Origin of the sequence: Novosphingobium sp. FKTRR1, assembly GCF_020404405.1 — a bacterium.
In the GTDB taxonomy this organism is placed as follows: Bacteria; Pseudomonadota; Alphaproteobacteria; order Sphingomonadales; family Sphingomonadaceae; genus Novosphingobium.
In genome coordinates, this window is record NZ_JAIZDA010000014.1 from 13,617 (window position 1) to 35,127 (window position 21,511).

Here is a 21,511-nt window from a genome sequence, read left to right on the forward strand (position 1 = left end):
AGAAAGGTTCATCGTCCCATGCCCTATCCGGTCGATCAACTTGCCGCGCTCGCCAAAGCGAATGTCGGCCTGATGCTGAAGCTCGCCGAAGTCGCCCGGAAAGTTGGCGAAGAGTCGCTCGAGGTCGGCAACCGCGCCGCCGGCCGCTTCGCCGAAGAGGCGCGTGCCTCGATTGCGGGCGCGACGGACAAGACGTCGGACGCCGGCGCGGTCAGCCCGGCCGGACCGCGGGCACTGTTCGAGGACATGGCCACGGTCCGCGAGCATATGATTGCCGGCACAAGATCGGCGTTCGAGGAATGGCAGCAGGCCTGGCAGGCCGTCGCGAGCGCTCCGACGGCTCCCGGGGCGCTGGATGCCTTTGCTGCCATTGTCGGACCATGGTTCGGGCAGAAAAGCCCGGGCGACGGCGAGAAGCAGGCCACCAGCGACAAATAGGATAGCCCCCGATCGCGGCGAGCCGCCCTAGCCGAGCAGGTGCTGACCGCCATCGACCGGAATGATCGTGCCGGTGATATGGCGGCCGGCATCGCTCACCAGGAAGGCGGCGAGCCCTCCGACATCCTCGATGGTCACGAGCTGGTGCTGCGGGACCGTCGCCGCGGCCCGTTCGAGCAGCTCGTCGAAGCGGTCGATGCCGCTGGCAGCGCGGGTCGCGATCGGGCCTGGCGAGATCGCATGGGCGCGAATGCCCTTGGGGCCAAGCTCAGCCGCGACATAGCGGGTCGCGCTTTCGAGGGCCGCTTTGACCGGCCCCATCAGGTTGTAGTGCTCGACCACCCGCTCCGACCCGTAGAAGGTGACGCACAGCAGGCAGCCGCCATCCGACATCAGCGGCTCGGCGAGACGCGCCATGCGCAGGAAGCTGTGGCACGAGACGTCCATCGCCAGCGCGAGGCCTTCGGCCGAGCTGTCGACGACGCGGCCGTGCAAATCCTCGTTCGGCGCGAAAGCGATCGAATGAAGCAGGAAATCGAGGCCGCCTTATTCGGACTTCACCCGCTCGAACAGGGCCTCCAGTTCGCCCGGCACCCGGACATCGCACGCGGCGAGCCATTCGACTCCCAGGGTCTCCGCGACGGGCGCCACGAGCGGCTCGGCCTTTCCGTTGAGATAGGTCGCCGCCAGTCTCGCGCCACAGTCGTGGAAGGCCTGGGCGCAGCCCGCCGCGATGCTCTGCGCGTTGGCGATGCCGATCACCAGGCCGCGCTTGCCAGTAAGATCGACGAGAGGTTTCATGGTTTCGGCTCCTCACGCAGAAGATCGGCGGTGTGGATGGCGATCATCCACTCCTCGTCGGTCGGGATGATGCGCACCGTGACACGGCTGAACGGCGCGCTGATGACCGACGCTCCGCGGAGATTCGCGTCCGTGTCGAGCGCCACGCCGAGCCAGCGGAGCCGATCGGCGACGCGGGCGCGGATTTCAGGCGCATTCTCGCCGATCCCGGCGGTAAACACGAAGCTATCGAGCCCCCCGAGCGAGGATGCGAGGGCGCCAGCCTGGCGCGCGATCTGCCAGACGAAGAGGTCGATCGCTTCCCCAGCGGCGGGCGTTTCGCTGCCGAGAAGCGCGCGCATGTCGCTCGATGTGCCGGACACGCCCAAAAGGCCGGACTCACTGTAGAGGAGATGCTCGACTTCGCGCGCCGTCATGCCCCTCTGCTGGAGAAGATAGAGCACCGCGCCCGGGTCGAGCGCTCCGCACCGCGTGCCCATCACCAATCCGTCGAGTGCGGTGAACCCCATCGTCGTGTCGATGCTGCGCCCCCCGTCCATCGCACAGAGGCTGGCCCCGTTGCCGAGATGCGCGGCGATCGTGCGGCCACCGCCTGTATCGGGATCGATCAAACGCAGCTGCCGCGCGATATATTCGTAGGAGATGCCGTGAAAGCCGTAGCGCCGCATGCCCTCTTCGCCGAGCGCGCGCGGCAGCGCGAGGCGCGTCGCAACCGGGGGCTGGCCATGATGGAAGCCGGTGTCGAAGCAGGCGACTTGCAGCAGAGCGGGGCGCAGCCTGGAGACGGCGCGGACCGCGGCGAGATTATGGGGCTGATGCAATGGCGCCAGTGGGCAAAGCGCCTCGAGTGCGGCGAGGAGTGGCGCGTCGACCCGCGCCGGCGCTGAATGGTCAGCGCCCCCATGAACGATCCGATGTCCTACCGCGATCAGATCCTCGCCGACCGAAGCTTCGATCTCCCGCAGCAAATCCTTGAGCAGCGTCTCATGCGTGATCGTGACGTCTTTCGTCCAGCGCCGGTCGGCAAGGACATCCCCCTTCGCATCGCGCGCGATCAGGTGCGGCTCAAGGCCGATATTCTCGATCTTGCCGCTCGCCAGCAAAGAGGGCTCATCAGTGCCCGGCTCGGCGTAGAGCGCGAACTTAAGGCTCGACGAACCGGCGTTGAGGCACAGGATTTCAGCCATCGCGGCGCTGTCCCGCAACGCCGGGAGCCGCCTTGGTCGCAGCCCGCGCCAGCAGCACCGCGAGCGCGCAGGAGGCGAGGCGCGTGCGCACGCTGTCTGCCCGGCTGGTGAGGATGATCGGAACGCGCCCGCCGAGCACCACGCCTGCGGCATCGGCGCCGCCCAGGAAGGTCAGCTGCTTTGCGAGCATGTTGCCGGCCTCCAGATCGGGCACCAGCAGGATGTCCGCCTGGCCGGCGACCGGCGAGACGATACTTTTCTCGCGCACGGCCGCCTCGCTGATCGCATTATCGAGGGCGAGCGGGCCATCGAGCAGCGCGCCTTCGATCTGGCCCCGGTCCGCCATCTTGCAGAGCGCCGCGGCATCCAATGTGGTGCGCATTTTCGGATTGACCGTTTCGACGGCGGCGAGGATCGCGACCCTGGGTTGTTCGATCCCGATCACATGGGCAAGGTCGATCGCGTTGCGCGCGATGTCGGCCTTGTCCTCAAGCGTCGGCTCGATGTTAATCGCGGCGTCGGTGATGATGAGCGGGCGCGGATAGCCGGGCACGTCCATCACATAGGCGTGGCTAATCCTGCGTTCGGTCCGAAGGCCCGTGTCGGACGATACGACCGCGCCCATGAGCTCGTCGGTATGAAGCGAGCCCTTCATCAGCAGCGCGGCTTCGCCGGCCCGCACGCGCGCGACGGCTTCGGCGGCGGCGGCGTGGCTGTGCGGGACGTCGATCACCCGGAAGGCCGCAATATCGACACCGGCGTCCTTCGCCGCATTCGTCATACGCGCCGCAGGGCCGATGAGAATCGGAACGACGATGCCGGCGTCGGCGGCCTCAGCCACTGCGCGCATGGCGTCGGCGCTGCACGGATGGACCACGGCCGTGACGCACGCAGATCCGTCCTTGGCGCGCGCCATCAACTGGCGGAAGCGGTCATGGCTGGCGATCCGCACGTCGGGAAGCGGCATGCGGGGCCGGCTGACTTTCTCGGTGGGCGCCTTGACCTCGGCCTGGCCGCTGATGACGGTCTCGCCCTTCTGGTTCACGCAGGTGCAGTCGAGAACGATGACATGATGCTCGGCGCGCTTCTGCGCGACGGTGACGCAGGCCGTGATGGTGTCGCCGACGCCCACCGGGCGGGTGAAGCGAAGCGATTGGCCGAGATAGATCGCACCGGGCCCTGGCAGCTCGGTTCCCAGGATCGCCGAGATGAGCCCCGCGCCCCACATGCCATGAGCGATGACCCTGTGGAACATGTCCGTTTCGGCATAGACAGGGTCGAGATGCGCCGGATTCACGTCGCCTGACACCGCCGCGAAGAGCTGGATGTCGTCGGCGGTCAGCGTGCGGGTGAGGCTGGCCGTGTCGCCGACGGCGATCTCGTCGAACGTGCGGTTCTCGATGAGGTTGGCGGTGGCCATGGCTCAGCGCTCCAGCACGTAGCGCCCGGGGGCATCACCGAGCGGCGGATAGTTCCGTTCGGGCGCGCCCATCGACGGTGGGGCGGCCGCCTTGCCCGAGTGCGATCCAAGCCATGAACTCCATTCCGGCCACCACGACCCTTCGCGCAGCTCGGCCCGCTCCAGCCAGGTATCGGGACCTGGCGCCGGGCCATCCTGCATCCGTGTCGCGACGCGAAAGTGGCGATGAGGATGCCCGGGCTCGGAGACGATCCCGGCATTGTGGCCACCGCTCGTCAGCACGAAGCGGATCTCCGCGCCCGTCAGCATGTGGAGCTTGTGGGTCGAGCGCCACGGCGCGACATGGTCGGTTTCCGTGCCCACCATGAAGATCGGCATGCGCAGCCCCGAGAGCGAGACCGGGTGGCCGCCGGCCTCGTAGCGCCCTTCGGACAGGTCATTGTCGAGGAACAGGCGCCGAAGATATTGCGCGTGCATGGCATAGGGCATGCGGGTGCCGTCGGCGTTCCATGCCATGAGGTCGGTCATCGGCTCGCGCTCGCCCATGAGATAGGTCGAGAGGATGCGCGACCAGAGCAGATCGTTGGACCGCAGCATCTGGAAGGCGCCGCCCATATGGCTGCTGTCGAGAAAGCCGCGCGCCCACATCATCGCATCGATCAGGTTGATCTCCGCCTCGTCGATGAACAGACCAAGTTCGCCCGGCTCGCTGAACTCGGTCTGGGCGGCGAACAGCGTGACGCTCGCCAGACGCTCATCTTCATCGCGCGCCATCGCGGCCGCGGTGATGGCGAGCAGCGTGCCGCCGATACAATAGCCGGCCGCGTGGATCTTCTCGGTGCCGGTAATCGCCTGGATGACATCCACGGCGGCCATCGGCCCAAGCAGGCGATAATCCTCCGTGTCGAGATCGCGGTCGGCGCTGTCGGGATTGTGCCAGGAGATGCAGAACACGGTGTAGCCCTGCCCTACCAGCCAGCGGATGAGCGAATTTTCCGGCGACAGGTCGAGGATGTAATATTTCATGATCCATGCCGGCACGATCAGTATCGGCTCCGGACGCACCGTCTCGGTTGCGGGCGCATATTGGATCAGTTCCATGACCCTGTTGCGAAACACGACCTTGCCAGCCGTGGCTGCGACCTTCTCGCCGACCCGATAGGCCTCCGTGCCCGCTGCGGGCTCCCCGCGTACCAGGCGTTCCAGGTCGTCGCAAAAAAATCGCGCACCCTCGACAAGGCATTGTCCTCCGGTTTCGAGGATGCGCTGCTGGAGCACGGGGTTGGTCGGGATGAAATTGGTCGGGGACACCATGTCGAGCATCTGGCGGGTCGCGAACTCGACGATCGCTTCGTGGTGCCCGGTGACGCCGCTCACGCCGGTCGTCGCGGCATGCCACCATTGCTGCTGGAGCAGGAAGGCCTGCTCGATCAGGTCGAACGGATGGCGCTTCCAGGCTGCGTCGGCGAAGCGCCGATCCTGGGGCAGCGGATCGATCGCCGGCTCGGGATCGCTGCCGGATGCGCTGCGCATGGCATAGTCGGCGAGCCGCATCAGCTTGCGCCCGCCCTTGGCGGCGAGCTGCAGCTGCCTGCCTGGCGAGCAGAGAATGTGCGTCCACCAGTCGGAAAAAGACTGCGCCAAAGTGGCGGGCGACTGGCCTGAAGTCAGCTGCGCGATGGCGGCGAAGCTCGACCGATCCAGCGTCGTGGCCAGACCGTCCAACGGGTCAGGGATATTGCTTCGACTCTGCACATTTTCGCTCCTGCTGCGGTGCAACAAGCCCTGAAGCGCAGGAAGCCTCTGCGCACTCCGTAGTCCTACGGAGGGATTACCCTCGCATATGCCAGCCCCAGAAGTCAGAGCTCAGCACGACATTGCTGTATGAAAAGCGGCCAAATACGATCAGGAGGCTCAGTGCGGTCGCACGGGCGAGCCAGCTATCCCGCCGAACCAGTCCCGCAATACCGGCGAAAGGGTCTGCGGGTTGCCGCCGATATGGCGAAGATCCTCCGCCAGCAGTGGCGGGCGGACTGCGAGGAAATATATCGCGAGGCCCGTCGTGAGAATGCCAAGTGCGATCAGCACCCCGGCCGCCAGAGCGGGTCTGGTCCGAGAGGCGGCCGGCGCTAACATTTTCTGTCGAGACTCAGTTCGGCGATGATGGGACAATCTGGCCGCTCGTCGCCATGACAGCGCTCGGCGAGATCGACGAGGGTCTCGCGCAGGGTCGTCAGCGCTTCGGCCTTGCGCTGCAATTCCTCCGCCCGCGCCAACGCGACCCGCTTTACATCGGCGCTGCTGCGGCCCGTGTCGGCCCACAGGCCGAGCAGGGTCCGGATCTCCTCGATCGGAAACCCCAGATCGCGCGCATTGGCGATGAACCGCAGGCGATGAAGATCGCGCTCGTCATAGTCGCGATAACCCGCTCCCCGGCGCGGCGGCGCCGGGATGAGGCCGATCTTCTCATAATGGCGGATCATACGCTCCGAGACCCCGCTTTGCTTCGACGCCTCCCCGATGTTCACAGCGCTTTCCGGTTGAGGCGCAGCGCGTTGGTGACCACGCTGACCGAGGAGAGCGCCATGGCGGCGGCCGCGATGATCGGCGAGAGCAGGATGCCGAACAGCGGATAGAGCGCGCCCGCCGCCACCGGCACCCCGGCGACATTGTAGATGAAGGCGAAGACCAGGTTCTGGCGGATGTTGGACATGGTCGCCTGGCTCAGCCGCCGTGCCCGCACGATGCCCATGAGATCGCCCTTGAGCAGCGTCACGCCCGCGCTCTCGATCGCGACGTCGGTGCCCGAGCCCATGGCAATACCGACATCGGCGGCAGCCAGTGCGGGGGCGTCGTTGACCCCGTCGCCGGCCATCGCCACCACGCGCCCCTCGCTTTTCAACCGCGCGACGACGGCACTCTTCTGGTCGGGCAGTACCTCGGCTTCGACATCGTCAATGCCGAGCCGCCTTGCCACCGCCTCTGCTGTGGTGCGGTTGTCGCCAGTCAACATCACCACGCGAATGCCTTCGGCCTTGAGTGCGGCCAGGGCCTCCGGCGTCGTCTGCTTCACGGGATCGGCGATTGCAAAGGCGCCGCCGACGGTGCCGTCGACGCCGATGAAGATCGCGGTGGCGCCATCCCGGCGCAGGGCGTCGGCCTGCTCCGCCAGCGCGTCGGTTGCTATGCCCTCTTCCGAGAGGAACCGCGCATTACCGAGCACGATCCGGCGGCCGTCGACGGTGCCGAGCGCGCCGCGTCCGGTGGGGGAATCGAAGTCGGTGACGTCGCTCGTGGGGATGCCGCGATCCTTGGCGGCCTCGACGATCGCCAGCGCGAGCGGATGCTCGGAGGCCCGCTCGACCGAGGCGGCAAGCCGCAGCAGTTCGGCTTCGTCGAAGCCGGGCGCCGGCACGATCTGGGTGACGGCAGGCCGGCCTTCGGTCAGCGTGCCGGTCTTGTCGACGACGAGCGTGTCGACTTTTTCCATATGCTCGAGCGCTTCGGCATTCTTGATGAGGACGCCGAGCCCGGCGCCGCGGCCAACCCCGACCATGATCGACATCGGCGTGGCGAGACCCAGTGCGCAGGGACAGGCGATGATCAGCACGGCGACCGCCGCAACCAGCCCGTAGGCGAAGCGCGGCTCGGGGCCCCAGATGCCCCAGGCGATGAATGCGACCACCGCGACCGCGATGACCACGGGCACGAACCAGCCCGACACCTGATCGGCCATGCGCTGGATCGGCGCGCGCGAGCGCTGCGCCTCGGCGACCATCTGGACGATGCGCGCGAGCATGGTGTCCCGGCCAACCTTGTCGGCGACGATAACGAGCGCGCCGGTCTGGTTGAGCGTGCCGCCGATCACCGTGTCGGCCTTGGCCTTGGTGACGGGCATGGACTCACCGGTGACCATCGACTCGTCAAGCGAGGAACGGCCGTCCTCGACCACGCCATCGACCGGCACCTTCTCGCCGGGACGCACACGCAGGCGGTCGCCGACCGCAACGAGATCGAGGCTGATTTCCTCTTCACTGCCATCGGAACCGATCCGGCGCGCGGTCTTTGGCGCAAGGTTAAGCAGCGCCTTGATCGCGCCCGAGGTCCGCTCGCGCGCGCGCAGTTCGAGCATCTGGCCGAGCAGCACGAGGACAGTGATCACCGCGGCCGCCTCGAAATAGACGGCAACCATGCCGTCCTCTCCGCGGAAGGCGGGCGGGAACAGCTGGGGCGCGAGCGTCGCGACGACGCTGTAGATCCAGGCGACCCCGGTCCCCATCGCGATCAGGGTGAACATGTTGAGGTTGCGGGTCTTGAGCGAGGTCCAGCCACGCTCGAAGAAGGGCCAGCCCGCCCAGAGCACGACGGGTGTCGCCAGCACGAACTGGATCCATACCGAGATCGACATCGGCACGAGGCGATGGATCGCGGGAAAGAGATGCGCGCCCATCTCGAGGATCAGCACCGGGAGGGCCAGCATCAGGCCGACCCGGAAGCGCCGTGTGAAATCGACCAGTTCGTGGCTGGGGCCGCTGTCGGCGGTTACTGTCGCGGGTTCGAGCGCCATGCCGCAGATCGGACAGGACCCGGGATGGTCCTGCCGGATCTCGGGATGCATAGGGCAGGTCCAGATCGTGCCTTCTGGCACCGCGACCGGCGGTGCCGGCGGGCCGAGATAGCGCTCGGGATCGGCGATGAATTTTGCCCGGCAGCCCGCGCTGCAGAAATGATAGCGTTCACCGCCATGCTCGGCTTGATGCGCCGTGGTCGCCGGGTCGACGGTCATGCCGCAGACCGGGTCCTTGACGCCGGTCGCCGCTTTCGCGGCGCTGTGGCCGCCGCAGCAACCGCCGCCATGCGCCGCTCCATGTGTCTCGTTCATCGCCTTGCTCCTTTCGACGCCTGACGATCTAGGGTCTGACACCGTGTCAGGGTCAATACGTAATCGCCTAAGCGGACAAATCGGCGGGCCCGTTCGCCTGGCCGCCATCAGCCAAGGTCATTGGCAACCGTAAGGCCGTGGTCCTGCGCCGGTCGATGCGCCGTAAACAAGTCGATCGCGCCGGTGATGGTCAAAAGCCGAAACGTCTCGGCCACATGCCTGAAGCCGGCCGCCGCGATCAGGCCGGGGAGCACGCCGTCGGCATTGGGCCGGGTATCATCGATGCCATCGAGCCGCTGCACGGTCAGGCGGAAGGCAAGCCGCATGAAACCCTGCTGGCGGCCATAATCGGCGATCACCAGGCGCCCACCCGGGCGCAGCATGGCGAACATGGCGCGCAGGGTTGCCGCCTTCTCCCTGACCGGCATCTGATGCAGCACGAGACTCGACACGACAGCGTCGGCGGTACCCGGGGCCACGTCCCTGGCAAATCCCTGACGCCAGTCGATATCGGCCCGCCGCACAGCGGCCTTGTGCCGCGCGATGTCGAGCGCCTCGGCATCGGGATCGAGACCGATCACCTGCGTCCTGGGCTCGGCTTGCTTGAGCATCAGCGCGAAGCTGCCGGTGCCACAGCCGACGTCGACGACCGTCTCACCGGCTTTGGGCGCCAGGGCGGCGAGCATGGCGGCACGCCACCGCTTCTCCCGCGTCCACAGGCGGATCGCGCGATCATAGTCTTTCGTCGATCCGGTCCCGAGCGGCGGGGTGTAGGATTGCATTGGCTTCTCCCAACGCGAGGCGTCCGAAACGATAAGCTACATCGACATGGGCGGCGATAGTGTCCCCAGCCAGGCGACGAGCCCGAGAATGACGATCGCAAGACCGCCTTCGACGACGAGGCTCGCGCGCAGCAGCGCCTGCGCCCGTGGCGCGTCCTCTTCCTCGATCGCCTGCGCAAGTGCCGGGGTCAGGCGATAACGGTTGAGCGCGGCCAGGCCCAGCATGCCGGCGAACAGCAGCAGCTTGGCGATGAGCAGCAGGCCGTAGGTCGACTGCCCGAGCGAGGCGATGTTGCCCGGACCGACGAGGAACCAGCCGTTCACCGTCCCGGTCAGGATCAGCAGGGCGACGATGATCGTGCCGACGAGGGAGAAGCCCCGCAACGCTTCCTCGGCGAGCGTGACCCGGTCCATGTCTTGAGCGGCGAGATCGTCGGTTGCGAGCCTGGGAAGTACCAGCGCGAGGAATGCGGCAAGCGCGCCGACCCAGGCGCCGGCGGCGAGCAGATGGATGAGATCGGCCCCCAGTTGCAGCCAGCCCGCCTCGCCTTCGCCAGCCGCGCCATGCCCACTCCAGGCGAGGGTCGCGAGTGCGACCGCGCCTGCCAGAGTGGAGGCGATGAAGGCAGGACCGGATTGCCGGCGATAGAAGGGGATGGAGAGCAGAAGAACGAGGAGCGCGACGAGGCGCGCCTTCAGCGCCGTTCCCATGGACGTGCCGTTGAACAGCTCTGCGACCATGGAAAGATCAGGCTGGGTGAGCGGCAGCCCGGTCATGGCCGCTGCCTGCAACGCGAACCCCAGCGCCGACAGCAGGAGGGCGAGACAGGCGAGACCGGCCACCATTGCTACCATCGGCAGATGCCGCTGTACCATCCGGCCGCCGCCGGGCGCATAGAGCGCGAACAGCGGCAGGCCGAACAACAGGCCGAGATCGACGTAGAGCGCCCAGCGGACGGCGACGAGTGCCACGTCGTTCATGGCGTCACTTGACGGTAAAGGCGAGATTGCCCTGGATGCGGTGCGTGTCGGTCGAGACGACGTGCCAGGCGACCTGATAGCTGCCCGCCATGAGCGGCTTGGCGAGCGTCAGCACGAGCGTCTTGTCGCCTTCGACGGACGTCTTGAAGCCGGTTACCGCCATGCGATGGTTGGGCATGCCGGGCATACCGGTCATCACGATCTCGGCACCCGACAGCCTGGGCATCAGACCTTCGCTGAACGTAAGCGTAATGCGCGAGGGCGCCGAGACGCTGGCATTGGCGGCCGGAGCCGAGGATACAAGCTTGGGATGGGCATAGGCCGGAGCCGAAACACTCAGGCCTACGATGGCGATAGCTGCGAGAGGCGAAAAGAAACGCATTGGAACATTCTCCTGTGGATCCCATGAGACAATACGCAGCCGCGACCTGCACCCCTCGCAATTTTCTTTTTGTTCCCGGACAAGGGTTGCCGGACCATCCTGCGTATTGAGAAGTGAAGACGGAGAAACATCATGGACCACCTCGACGACATGCTCAGCCGGTTGCGGGAAGCGCCGCTCGATCCCCGGCTTGCCGGGCTGGACAGCCGCGTCATGGCCGAGATCGCCCGGCTCCAGGCCATGCCCCGCCTGAGCGCCACGACATTCGGTATCGCCGCGGCAGCAGCCTTGTTCCTGGGAATTGCCGGCTCGGCCGTGCCTGTGCGGTCGACCGAAGCCGGGCCGATATCGCCCTTTGACGCGCGGCTCGCGCTCGCTCCTTCGACGCTGCTGAGTTCACAATGATGCGCGACCGCCGGCTCCTGCTCCTCGTCCTGCTGACCTTTGCCGCGGCGATCGCTGGCGTTGTCATCGGCCGCGTCTATGTGGTTCCGGTGCGCCCGGTCGAAAATGAGCTGCACGAGCTGCTCCATCGCGATCTGAAGCTGGATTCCGCGCAACACAGCCGGCTCGAGACAATCGAGAAGAACTACGCCTTACGGCGTCAAGCGCTGGAGGCCGAACTGCGCGCCGACAATGCGCGCCTCGCGGAGGCGATCGAAGCGGAGCATGGCTATGGCCCGCAAGTCGCAGCGGCGGTGGATCGCTCGCACCAGGCCATGGGGGCCCTGCAGAAGGAAACGCTCGAGCACATCTTCGCAATGCGGGCCGTGCTGCGTCCCGATCAGACCGAGAAGTTCGACGACGCCGTCGTGAAAGCGCTGACGGCCAAGTCCAAATGACCGCGAGCCTCCCCGACTGCTCGGACGGGGAGCTCGCGGCTTTGGCGCTTGGCGGGCGGCAAGCGGCTTATGGCGAACTGGTCCGGCGGCATCAAGGTTGGGTTCACCGGCTCGGGCGCAGCCATGTCGGATCTATGGATGAGGCCTTAGATGTCACCCAGGCGAGCTTCGTCGCGGCCTTTGCCGCACTCAACCGCTATGACGCTGCGCGACCTTTTCCGGTCTGGATGTCCCGGATCGTCATCAACAAATGCCATGACTGGCGGCGCCGGCGCGCGGTCCGGAACTTCTTCTCCATGGCCCTGCCGCTGGGCGAGGCGGATGACGTCGCCGATGAGGCGCCGCTACCCGACCAGGCAATCGGCGCCGAGCAGCAACTGGCAGAGGCGATGAAAGCGATCGCCGCCCTGCCCGCCTCTCTCAAGGACACGCTCATCCTGCGGACGATCGACGAGAAGTCGGAAGCCGAAACCGCCGAGATTCTCGGCATCAGCCAGAAGGCAGTCGAGACCCGCCTCTACCGCGCCCGGGCGCGCCTCGCGGAAATATTGAAGAAAGTTTGAGGGGGATGAGGCCACGCTGCGTATTTCCAATAGGTCCGCCCTCTTTCTTAAAGCTGAGACAAACCGAATGATTTCTGCTCTCGACCGCCGCCAGTTCCTCCGCGGCGCGGCCCTCGCCGGCGGCGGCGCAGCATTGTCAGCCTGGCTGCCGGCCTGGGCGCAGACGATCTCGCCGGGGATGCGACCGACGCTGCCGACCGTGTCGGGCGAAGACATCACGCTCACCATCGCCCGGCAGTCGATGACCATCGACGGGCGCAAGTTCCGGGCAATCGGCCTCAACGGCACGGTCCCCGCCCCGCTGATCCGGCTGCGCGAGGGCCAGCGCGTGCGGCTCAACGTCATCAATCAGCTCGAGGAAGACAGCTCAATCCACTGGCACGGGCTGTTGGTTCCGGCGAAACACGACGGCGTGCCGGGCGTCTCCTTCCCCGGCATCAAGCCCGGCAGCAGCTATCTGTATGATTTTCCGGTGATGCAGAACGGTACCTACTGGTATCACAGCCATTCGGGCCTGCAGGAGCAAGAAGGCCATTACGGGCCGATCATCATCGACCCGGCGGGCACCGATCCGGTCGCCTATGACCGCGAACATGTCATCGTATTGGCCGATCACAGCGCGCTGTCACCGCAGGCGATCTTCCGTCGCCTCAAGGTCAATCCCGGCCATTTCAACTTCCAGCGCCAGACGCTGGCCGGACTTCTGTCTGGCAAGGACCAGCCGCTCAAGGATCGGCTCGACTGGGGCCAGATGCGCATGGACCCGACCGACATCTCCGATGTGACCGGATCGACCTACACCTATCTCGTCAACGGCCACGGTCCCATGGACAACTGGACTGCGCTCTTCACCCCGGGCGAGCGGGTGCGGCTGCGCGTCATCAATGCCTCGGCGATGACCACCTTCAATGTCCGCATTCCCGGCCTGCCCCTGAGCATCGTTCAGGCCGACGGGCAGAATGTGATGCCGGTCAGCGTCGACGAATTCCAGATCGGCGTCGCCGAGACCTACGATGTCATCGTAACGCCTAGCGAAGATAAGGCCTACACGCTCGTCGGCGAGGCAATCGATCGTTCCGGCATGGCGCGCGCGACGCTGGCGCCGCGGGCCGGCATGGCCGGCGAGGTGCCGCCGCTGCGCAAACGGCCGCTCGCCGACATGAAGGACATGGGCATGGACATGTCCTCGATGTCCGGCATGGAGGGCATGGACATGTCGGGCGGCACGACGCGGGGCGTCGATCCGACTGCCGAAAAGAACGCATCTGCCCGCCTCGCAACCGGTGCGGGGGCCGCGATGGCGTCCGGCATGGAGCAAGGCGCCATGGGAGACATGGACCACTTGGGGATGGATCACTCGTCGATGGCGGGCATGGACCACGGGGCGATGGGCGCCGATGGCCAGATGGCGGGCATGGATCATGGCGGGCACGCGATGGGCTCGATGAAGATGCGCGACTTCTCGAATGCGCCCCAGGTGAAGCGCGACCCGAGCGTCCAGACCATCTCGCCGATGCCCGTAGACCGCACCGGCGAGCCCGGCCAGGGCCTCGCCGACGTCGGCCACAAGGTGCTTGTCTACAGGGACCTGATGGCGCTCGATCGCAATCCGGACGTGCGCGCGCCGAGCCGCAGCATCGACATTCACCTCACCGGCAACATGGAGCGGTTCATGTGGTCGTTCGACGGCGAAAAAATGTCGGACCATCACGAGCCGATCCCCTTCATCGAAGGCGAGCGGGTGCGCGTCAATCTCATCAACGACACGATGATGGGGCATCCGATCCATATTCACGGGCATTTTTTCGAGCTGGTGACGGGGCATGGCGATCATGCGCCGCGCAAGCATACGGTGATCGTCCAGCCCGGCGGCAAGGTGACCTGGGACTTCACCGCCGACGCGGTCGGCGACTGGGCCTTCCACTGTCATCTCCTCTACCACATGCATGCAGGGATGATGCGGGTCGTGAGCGTCCGTCCGAAGGGAGACGCGTAATGACCCGCATCCTCACGCCGCTGGTGAGCGCGATCGCCCTTTTCGCTGCCGCGCCCGCCTTTGCCCAGGATCATTCGATGCACGGCATGCCCGGCATGGCGCCGCCGGGCGAAGTGGCGCCGGCGCAGGAGAAGAAGAAGGACAAGGCCGCCGCCAGGCCGCGCGCTCAGACACCAGCGCCGGACGCCACCTCGGCGATGGACCATTCGCAGCACCAGGCCAGTCCTGCGCCGCAGGGAGATGCGGCCGGTCAGCCGCAACCCGCGTCTCCCGCGATGCCGGAGATGCCGGGTATGGACCATTCGCAGCATGGCCAGACAACGATGCCGGGAATGCCCGCCATGCCCGGCATGCAAATGACCGGCACGGCGCTTCCGGCCGGCAATGCGCCCCCGCCGCCTCCCCCAAGCGACCACTTCGCCGATCGTGATTTTCCCGGCGGCGAGATGGCGCGCTCGCGCGACATCATGATGAAGGATAGCGGCGGCAACAATTTCGGGCAGGTGCTGCTCAACGTGTTCGAGTATCAGGCGCATAGCGGCCGCGATGGCTATCGCTGGGATGGCGAAGGCTTTTACGGCGGCGACATCAACCGGCTCTGGCTCAAGAGCGAGGGCGAAGGCGAGTTCGGCCGCGGCATCGACAGCGCCGAGGTGCAGGTGCTCTACAGCCGGGCCATCGACCCCTATTTCAATCTTCAGGGCGGTATCCGCCAGGACTTCGGCCGCGGGCCCGACCGCACCTACGCGACGATCGGCGTCGAGGGCCTGGCTCCTGGCATGTTCGAGGTCGAAGGCGCGCTGTTCCTCTCGACCAAGGGCGATGTTCTGGGCCGGGTCGAGGGCTATTACGACCAGCGCATCACCCAGCGCCTGATCTTGCAGCCGCGCGCCGAGGTCAATTTCGCCGCGCAGGATATTCCGGAGAACGACATCGGTTCGGGGCTGGTCAACATAGAGCTCGGCGCGCGCCTGCGCTACGAATTCAGCCGCCAGTTCGCACCTTACATCGGCGTTTCCTATCTGCGCAAAGCCGGAGACACGGCGCGGCTGTCGAGGCTTGCGGGCGAGGACGTCCATGCCACCAGCTTCGTCGCCGGCGTTCGCTTCTGGTTTTAGCATCAGGACGGTTGATGGCGGGGGCGAACAAGAGAGCGGGGCGTTACACTCATACCCAGGTCGGCCGGCGCCGAGCGAAGGAGATACGCCATGGACCATTCGTCCCACATGAACACCCGGAAGATGGGTGCCTATTGGAGCCTTGCCGTTCAGACCGTCATCAGCGGCGTCATCATGTATCTGGTGATGTTCGTCATGATCGACGGGCTCGACAGCTTCTACAACAACCTCAACATGCTCTACATGACGCTGATGATGGTCGCACCGATGGTGGTGCTGATGATCCTCGCCATGCGACACATGTTCGTGTCGAAGGCCGCCAACATCGCGCTGATCGCCGCGTCGCTGGTCGCCTTCTTCGGCAGCTTTGCACTCATCCGCACCCAGACCACGATCGGCGACACGGCCTTTCTGCGCTCGATGATCCCGCATCATTCCGGGGCGATCCTGATGTGCCAGGAAGCAAAGCTCAGCGATCCGGAAGTCATCCGGCTTTGCGAAGCGATCAAGCGCTCGCAGCGGCAGGAAATCGACGAGATGAAGGCCATACTCGCGCGGCGCTGAGTGGCACGGTCGGGCTACGCCCGGATACGTGCGCCCGGCCAGGTATGTGAGCCGGCCGATGGTCGACACGAGGCGCGGGGCGGACGAGATTGCCAGGGAGGTGGTGCGGCTTGCGCCGTTGTTCCTGCGACAGGCTGGCGGCCATGTCCTGACGCTGCTCGATCCTGCCGGGATCGTGCTGAGCTATAATGAAGAAGGCGAGCGTGCCGAATGCTGGCCCCTCGATCGCGTCCTGGGACAGCCCCATGACCTGTTCTACCCGCCCGACGAGATTGCGGCCGGCCGCCCGTGCGCAGACCTGGCGGCCGCCCTTCACGAAGGCACGCTGGAGCGCGAAGCGTGGCGGGTCTGCGAGAACGGAGCGGAGTATCTCGCGCGCCTGACGATCAGCGCCCTGTTCGAAGGCGACGCACATCGAGGCTTTGCCTGCATCAGTCGCGATGTCACCGACGAGGCGGCGGTCCGGGCGTCAATCGAGACCCGCGAGCAGCATCTCCAGTCGATCCTGGCGACCGTCCCCGATGCGATGATCATCATCGACGAGACCGGCGACATCACGTCGTTCAGCGCGGCCGCCCAACGCCTGTTCGGCTATTCGGAAACCGAGCTCGTCGGCCGCAACGTCTCCTGCCTGATGCCCCAGCCCGATCGCGACCGGCATGACGAATATATCGCGCATTATCTCCAGACCGGCGAGCGCCGGATCATCGGCCTCGGCCGCGTCGTGGTCGGCCAGCGCCGCGACGGCTCGACCTTCCCGATGCAGCTGTCGGTTGGCGAGGCCGGTGAAGACGGGCAGCGGTTGTTCACCGGCTTCATCCGGGATCTCACCGCCAAGGAGCAGGATGAGCTCAGGCTCAAGGAACTGCAGGCAGAGCTGGTCCATGTCTCCCGGCTGAGCGCGATGGGCACGATGGCCTCGACCCTCGCGCATGAGCTCAACCAGCCGCTTGCCGCGGTCGCGCTCTATCTCGAGACGATCCGCGACATGCTCGACGAGCGGGACGACGAACCCTTCGTGTCGCTACGGTCGGTGATGGATGATGCGGCACAGGAAACGCTGCGGGCCGGCCATATCGTCCGGCGCCTGCGCGATTTCGTCGCCCGCGGCGAGGTCGACAAGAGCCTCCACGATCTGCCGCAGGTTGTCGCCGAGGCGAGCGAGCTCGCGCTGGTCGGTGCACGCGAGCGCGGCATCCGCAGCTTCTTCGCGGTCGATCCCGCCGCGACGCCGGTTCTCGTCGACAGGGTGCAGATCCAGCAGGTGCTGGTCAACCTGATGCGCAACGCCATCGAGGCGATGGCGGCGTGTCCTGTTCGCGACCTCAAGGTAGCGACCAGGTTGCGCCCTGACGGGCTGATCGAGGTGACCGTGGAGGATACCGGCCCCGGCATCGCCGACGAGGTCCGGGAGCAGCTCTTCACGGCGTTCAAGTCGACAAAGGCCGACGGCATGGGCCTCGGCCTTTCGATCTGCCGGACCATCATCGAAGCGCATGGGGGCCGTATCTGGATGGAGCGCCCCGACCGCGGCGGCGCGCGCTTTCATTTTACCTTGATCCATGCGCGGGCGGAGGAGGAACATGGGGGATAGACGCGTCATCCATCTGGTCGACGACGAGGAGAGCATCCGCAAGGCGGCGAGCTTTGCGCTCAAGACCGCGGGCTACGACGTCGTGACCTATGCCTCGGGCGTGGAGTTTCTCAAGGAGGCGAAGTCGGCGGCCGTCGGCTGCGTCATCCTCGACGTGCGCATGCCCGAGATGGACGGTCTCGAGATTCAGGCCGCCATGGCAGCACGCGGGGTCAATATGCCGGTCATCGTCCTGACCGGCCATGGCGACGTGTCGGTTGCGGTGCAGGCCATGAAAGGCGGCGCGGTCGACTTTCTCGAGAAGCCCTTCGAGAAAGCCGCCCTGCTCGGCGCCGTCAGCCGCGCGTTCGCGCGTCTCGACGATGTCGACCTTCGCACTCTGGAAACCTCTGAAGCCGGCGTGCGGGTCGCTGCACTGACGCCCCGGGAGCGTGAAGTGCTGGAAGGGCTGGCGAACGGCCTGCCCAATAAGACGATCGCCTATGACCTGGGCTGTTCATCGCGAACGGTCGAGGTCCATCGCGCGAGCCTGATGGCCAAGCTCGAGGTCCGCAATTTGTCCGAAGCCCTGCGGATCGCCTTTGCCGCGGGCATGGGCCGCAAGCCGAAGTGACTGCGACCTCTACGTAGCGACGGGACGAGGCGCGATATGCGATCGATTGTGCAATCGTCACACGGGTGTCCGCTTCTCGCAATGCCATCGGTCCGTTCCACTCAGCATGATGGCAGATACACCATCCTCGTCTCCGACGACGATCCCGGCGTGCGGCGTGGCCTCCAGCTGCTGCTGAGATCGCGCGGCTATGCCGTGTGGGGATATACGACCGGCCACGCGCTGTTGGCCGACCCCCGCGCGAAGGAGGCAGACTGCGTCATCCTCGACTATCGCATGCCCGACATCGACGGATTCGCGATGCTGCGTCACCTTCGCGAGATCGGATGGTCGGGACGCGCCATCATGATCTCAGGCTTTCACGACACGCTGCTGGCCTCGCGGGCCGCCGAGGCGGGCTTCGATCACGTTCTCGCAAAGCCTTTGATCGGCAGGGCTTTGCTCGATGCGTTGGACCGGCACCGCGCCGAGACGCTTCGAAAGCATTGAATTGTGGCAACCTACCCCCGGCGGCCTCAGCCCTGCGCGATGTGGACAGCGGTCAGCGACGTCAAAGCCAGTGGTTGCGTTTGAACCGGATGTAGAGTCCGATGCAGACTGCGGCGATGACGCCGAGGATTACGCACACGAAGTCATCCTCGGCGATATGCTCGCACACCGGATCGATCAGGGTCACCGGCCGTAGCCGTTTGCCCTCATGATATAGAAAGGCGGCGACGACGCTCATGCCACTTTCCGGTGCCACCACCTGCGGCGGCGACCGGAAGCCGTGTGCCTCGCCCATTGAGACGCGTGCGCAAGCAGGCGCGCCTCGCCCTTTAACCCCAGTCGCAGGAAGACAAAGGCGGCGCGCAGCAATTCGAGCGAGAGCTTATAGAAAATGCGGCGGAGCGTTGGGTTTCGCAGAAGGCCGCTCCCGTTCATGTCGCGCGTGGCTGGGCGGCGCGCTGCCAAATCAAGGGCACGCAGACTGCGAAGGTCCACGCACCCTTGATTGGCGACCGCGAGGGTATTTTCCTCTCTTGCGATGGTACCAAGCGATTGCCCGTGTGGCGCCTCTGCAATCGTGTCGGATGACTATACCTAAGTATCGGATAACGGCGCTGACGACAGGGTTGCCGGGCCCCGGTGAGGCGCGTCGCACCGCGCGGAGACGAAAGCTGGAAGACGGAAAAGCTCAACTGTCGAAAGCGACCGAGCGCGCGAGCGCTTCCTGGGACTGCAGAAAGGCGAGCCGCGATTGCAGCGCCGCCTGGACAACGCCGAAAGCGTCACCCCCCAGAGTCACGCGCAGCGGCGGATGGTCGCTGGTTGCGACATCAACGATCGCTTGCGCGATCTTTTGCGGGTCGAGCGTGTAGAGCTCGTTTCCGGCGGTCTCGAACATCTTGCGGATATGGCCGGCGGGCGTATCGCGATACGCGGCGATCTCGCTGGCGAATTGCAGATTGTGGCTGAAGCTGGTGCGCGCCCCGCCCGGCTCGATCAGTGTCACGAACAGGTTGAAGGGTTCAAGCTCCTGGCGGAGGCATTCGCTGAAGCCCTCCAGGCCCCATTTGGCCACATGATAGAGACTGCTCGTCGGAAGCGAGCCCTGACCACTAGCGCTGGAGATCTGGATGATCCGGCCGCTCCCGCGCAGCCGCATGGCGGGGACAAAGGCGCGGGTGATGTGGATGGGCGCCATGAGATTGAGCGCGATCTGGCCTTCGACCTCGGCGTCCGACATCTCTTCGGTGGCGCCGATCACGCCGCCGCCGGCGTTGTTGACCAGAATATCGACGGGTCGACGCGCCTGCGCCCGGGCCACGACCGCAGCAATATCGTCCTTGACCGTGACGTCGAGCGCTTCGACGCGCAGCTGGCTCGGATATTTCGCCGCGAGATCATCGAGGCTTTCGGGCTTGCGGGCCGTCGCGGTAAGGTCGTCGCCAGCGGCCAGGATCAGTTCGGCCAGATGGCGGCCGATGCCGCTGGACGCGCCCGTGAGAAACCAGTGATTGGACATATGTTACTCCATATATTACCAACTGGTAGGCAACTTGAAACCTGGAATGCGTCAATGCTTGGAGGTGTGATGAAGCAACGAACCCGGCGGAATGCCGCACAGAGCCGCGAGACGCTCCTGGCTGCAGCGACCGAGGAGTTCGCGTCCCATGGGCTGGCGGGCGCGCGGATCGACCGGATTGCGCAGGCGGCGGGTATCAGCAAGCCGATGCTCTACACCTATTTCGGGGACAAGGAGGCGCTCTTCGATGCCGCGCTGACGCAGGAAGTGATGGACGCGGCGCATGCCGATCGCTTCGATCCCAATGATCTTGAGGGTTATGCGGGGCGCACCTATGACTTGCTGGTCGAACGCCCGCGCCTGTGGAGGCTGCTGACCTGGCATCATTTGGAGCGTGGCCAGGATGTTCTGATGCTCCCGGCCGGCGAGGTCCTTCTCGGGGAGAAGCTGGACGGGATCGCAGCGGCGCAGGCCGAGGGGCGGATCGTCGCCGACTTCACGCCCCTGGATGTCGTCCGGCTTGTCGCCGCCCTCACCCAGCTCTGGTGCATGACCGGAGCTGCACGCGACGCTGCCGAGCACGCGGCGCGCCGGGCGACGATCATGCGGGCGGTGGGGCGACTGCTGCGCGTGTGATCGTGCGAGGCGCGAGCTGCACGCCCGCGCGCCGACCGGGACACAGCAAGCATTTTTCGCAACCTGCCGTACTGCCCAGCGGCAAAATCAGGGCGGCTCATGCACAAGCCGGCCCGTCGGCTCCGCGGATGCGATCGACGTTCGAGGACTGCGCCGCCACTGCCGAACCGGATTGGATCATCGCCAAGTGACCCAGTGGCTGCGCGACGATCTCAGGTCGCCGGACTCGTCGCACGACGTTTCGTCAGGAGTCGTTTCATCTGCCTCAAAAGGCGAACCTGCGGCTCAATCCGGAAGAAGGCGCGACACATCCAGGAAACGAGGATCAAATGCGGTCCGCATCGGTATTACTTTCCCTGGCGCGTGCAAGCTCAGCAAAGGACTAATGTTCCCGGAGCATCTCTAGCGCTATACCTAGGTATATCACGCCGACACCAATAACATGTGATCATGCCGCTTCGCATTCTTGCCGGCCAAATGTCCCGATCATCAAATCGAAGCGTGCGAGGCTGTATTACGATATGATATTCTATCTCCTATCTCAGCAGCTTTACAAATGAGCGCTCGCAAAAATATCTCTTCAGTCATGAGGGTTCGACGTCTGGCGTGCGTATTATAGCTATATCTATATCTAAATTTCACGAGAATAAGGTATTGGAAAAACAGGAAAAATACTGTTGACCTGTATATACAACTGATGTTGT

Annotated in this window: 22 protein-coding genes and 1 pseudogene; 11 read left to right on the top strand and 12 right to left on the bottom strand. The window is 65.5% G+C overall.

Going from position 1 to position 21,511, the window contains the following annotated elements:
• The first annotated feature begins 18 nt into the window (after positions 1–18).
• Positions 19–438 (top strand): hypothetical protein, encoded by a 420-nt coding sequence (locus LDN95_RS13735; protein WP_039335459.1) that lies wholly within the window; start codon positions 19–21, stop codon positions 436–438.
• 27 nt (positions 439–465) lie between these two features.
• Here the strand turns inward: LDN95_RS13735 and fabI are convergent.
• The 10 genes and pseudogenes from fabI to copC all read right to left on the bottom strand — a co-directional run bounded on the left by fabI (position 466) and on the right by copC (position 10,873).
• A pseudogene (gene fabI, locus LDN95_RS13740) lies at positions 466–1,239 on the bottom strand (enoyl-ACP reductase FabI).
• Complete coding sequence (locus LDN95_RS13745; protein ID WP_226018244.1) at positions 1,236–2,426, bottom strand: acetate/propionate family kinase; 1,191 nt, start codon at positions 2,424–2,426, stop codon at positions 1,236–1,238. The pseudogene fabI and the gene LDN95_RS13745 overlap by 4 nt, the downstream one beginning before the upstream one ends.
• Entirely contained in the window at positions 2,419–3,846 is a 1,428-nt protein-coding gene (locus LDN95_RS13750) for a bifunctional enoyl-CoA hydratase/phosphate acetyltransferase (protein ID WP_039335455.1), read from the bottom strand. The genes LDN95_RS13745 and LDN95_RS13750 overlap by 8 nt, the downstream gene beginning before the upstream one ends.
• 3 nt (positions 3,847–3,849) lie before the next feature.
• Positions 3,850–5,571 (bottom strand): alpha/beta hydrolase, encoded by a 1,722-nt coding sequence (locus LDN95_RS13755; RefSeq protein ID WP_226018245.1) that lies wholly within the window; start codon positions 5,569–5,571, stop codon positions 3,850–3,852.
• Between the two features lie 189 nt (positions 5,572–5,760).
• On the bottom strand, positions 5,761–5,982 hold the full coding sequence (locus LDN95_RS13760; protein WP_017501310.1) for a hypothetical protein: 222 nt from the start codon (positions 5,980–5,982) through the stop codon (positions 5,761–5,763).
• On the bottom strand, positions 5,976–6,374 hold the full coding sequence (gene cueR / locus LDN95_RS13765) for a Cu(I)-responsive transcriptional regulator (RefSeq protein WP_039335451.1): 399 nt from the start codon (positions 6,372–6,374) through the stop codon (positions 5,976–5,978). Before cueR ends, LDN95_RS13760 begins: the two co-directional genes overlap by 7 nt.
• Entirely contained in the window at positions 6,371–8,728 is a 2,358-nt protein-coding gene (locus LDN95_RS13770) for a heavy metal translocating P-type ATPase (RefSeq protein ID WP_039335449.1), read from the bottom strand. The genes cueR and LDN95_RS13770 overlap by 4 nt, the downstream gene beginning before the upstream one ends.
• Before the next feature lie 107 nt (positions 8,729–8,835).
• A complete protein-coding gene (locus tag LDN95_RS13775) occupies positions 8,836–9,510 on the bottom strand; it encodes a class I SAM-dependent methyltransferase (RefSeq protein WP_017501308.1) in 675 nt (224 codons plus the stop codon).
• A gap of 36 nt (positions 9,511–9,546) precedes the next feature.
• On the bottom strand, positions 9,547–10,491 hold the full coding sequence (copD, locus tag LDN95_RS13780) for a copper homeostasis membrane protein CopD (RefSeq protein WP_039335445.1): 945 nt from the start codon (positions 10,489–10,491) through the stop codon (positions 9,547–9,549).
• A 4-nt stretch (positions 10,492–10,495) separates the two neighbouring features.
• Positions 10,496–10,873 (bottom strand): copper homeostasis periplasmic binding protein CopC, encoded by a 378-nt coding sequence (gene copC, locus LDN95_RS13785; RefSeq protein ID WP_039335443.1) that lies wholly within the window; start codon positions 10,871–10,873, stop codon positions 10,496–10,498.
• Positions 10,874–11,005: 132 nt separating this feature from the next.
• Here copC and LDN95_RS13790 point away from each other — a divergent pair, with 132 nt between their 5' ends.
• The 9 genes from LDN95_RS13790 to LDN95_RS13830 all read left to right on the top strand — a co-directional run bounded on the left by LDN95_RS13790 (position 11,006) and on the right by LDN95_RS13830 (position 18,652).
• Positions 11,006–11,278, top strand: coding sequence for a hypothetical protein (locus LDN95_RS13790; RefSeq protein ID WP_007406394.1), 273 nt, complete (start codon positions 11,006–11,008; stop codon positions 11,276–11,278).
• Complete coding sequence (locus LDN95_RS13795) at positions 11,278–11,715, top strand: periplasmic heavy metal sensor (RefSeq protein ID WP_039335535.1); 438 nt, start codon at positions 11,278–11,280, stop codon at positions 11,713–11,715. Before LDN95_RS13790 ends, LDN95_RS13795 begins: the two co-directional genes overlap by 1 nt.
• Positions 11,712–12,278 (top strand): RNA polymerase sigma factor, encoded by a 567-nt coding sequence (locus LDN95_RS13800; RefSeq protein WP_226018246.1) that lies wholly within the window; start codon positions 11,712–11,714, stop codon positions 12,276–12,278. Before LDN95_RS13795 ends, LDN95_RS13800 begins: the two co-directional genes overlap by 4 nt.
• Positions 12,279–12,345: 67 nt before the next feature.
• Complete coding sequence (locus LDN95_RS13805; protein ID WP_039335437.1) at positions 12,346–14,274, top strand: copper resistance system multicopper oxidase; 1,929 nt, start codon at positions 12,346–12,348, stop codon at positions 14,272–14,274.
• A complete protein-coding gene (locus tag LDN95_RS13810; RefSeq protein WP_039335436.1) occupies positions 14,274–15,392 on the top strand; it encodes a copper resistance protein B in 1,119 nt (372 codons plus the stop codon). Before LDN95_RS13805 ends, LDN95_RS13810 begins: the two co-directional genes overlap by 1 nt.
• Before the next feature lie 90 nt (positions 15,393–15,482).
• Positions 15,483–15,956, top strand: coding sequence for a DUF305 domain-containing protein (locus LDN95_RS13815; protein WP_015449253.1), 474 nt, complete (start codon positions 15,483–15,485; stop codon positions 15,954–15,956).
• A 58-nt stretch (positions 15,957–16,014) separates the two neighbouring features.
• The gene (locus LDN95_RS13820; RefSeq protein WP_030089528.1) at positions 16,015–17,550 is read left to right on the top strand and encodes a PAS domain S-box protein; all 1,536 of its coding nucleotides are present in this window, start codon (positions 16,015–16,017) and stop codon (positions 17,548–17,550) included.
• The gene (locus LDN95_RS13825; RefSeq protein ID WP_015449255.1) at positions 17,540–18,163 is read left to right on the top strand and encodes a response regulator transcription factor; all 624 of its coding nucleotides are present in this window, start codon (positions 17,540–17,542) and stop codon (positions 18,161–18,163) included. Before LDN95_RS13820 ends, LDN95_RS13825 begins: the two co-directional genes overlap by 11 nt.
• An 81-nt stretch (positions 18,164–18,244) precedes the next feature.
• Positions 18,245–18,652 carry a response regulator gene (locus tag LDN95_RS13830; RefSeq protein ID WP_013039094.1) on the top strand — a complete coding sequence of 136 codons (408 nt, stop codon included), beginning with the start codon at positions 18,245–18,247 and terminating at the stop codon, positions 18,650–18,652.
• Positions 18,653–18,713: 61 nt separating this feature from the next.
• Here the strand turns inward: LDN95_RS13830 and LDN95_RS13835 are convergent, their stop codons facing one another.
• A complete protein-coding gene (locus LDN95_RS13835; protein ID WP_226018247.1) occupies positions 18,714–18,890 on the bottom strand; it encodes a hypothetical protein in 177 nt (58 codons plus the stop codon).
• Positions 18,891–19,340: 450 nt separating this feature from the next.
• On the bottom strand, positions 19,341–20,171 hold the full coding sequence (locus tag LDN95_RS13840; protein ID WP_037479754.1) for an SDR family oxidoreductase: 831 nt from the start codon (positions 20,169–20,171) through the stop codon (positions 19,341–19,343).
• Between the two features lie 69 nt (positions 20,172–20,240).
• On the opposite strand from LDN95_RS13840, the gene LDN95_RS13845 reads away from it, so the two are divergent.
• The gene (locus LDN95_RS13845; protein WP_039335533.1) at positions 20,241–20,807 is read left to right on the top strand and encodes a TetR family transcriptional regulator; all 567 of its coding nucleotides are present in this window, start codon (positions 20,241–20,243) and stop codon (positions 20,805–20,807) included.
• Positions 20,808–21,511 lie beyond the last annotated feature (704 nt).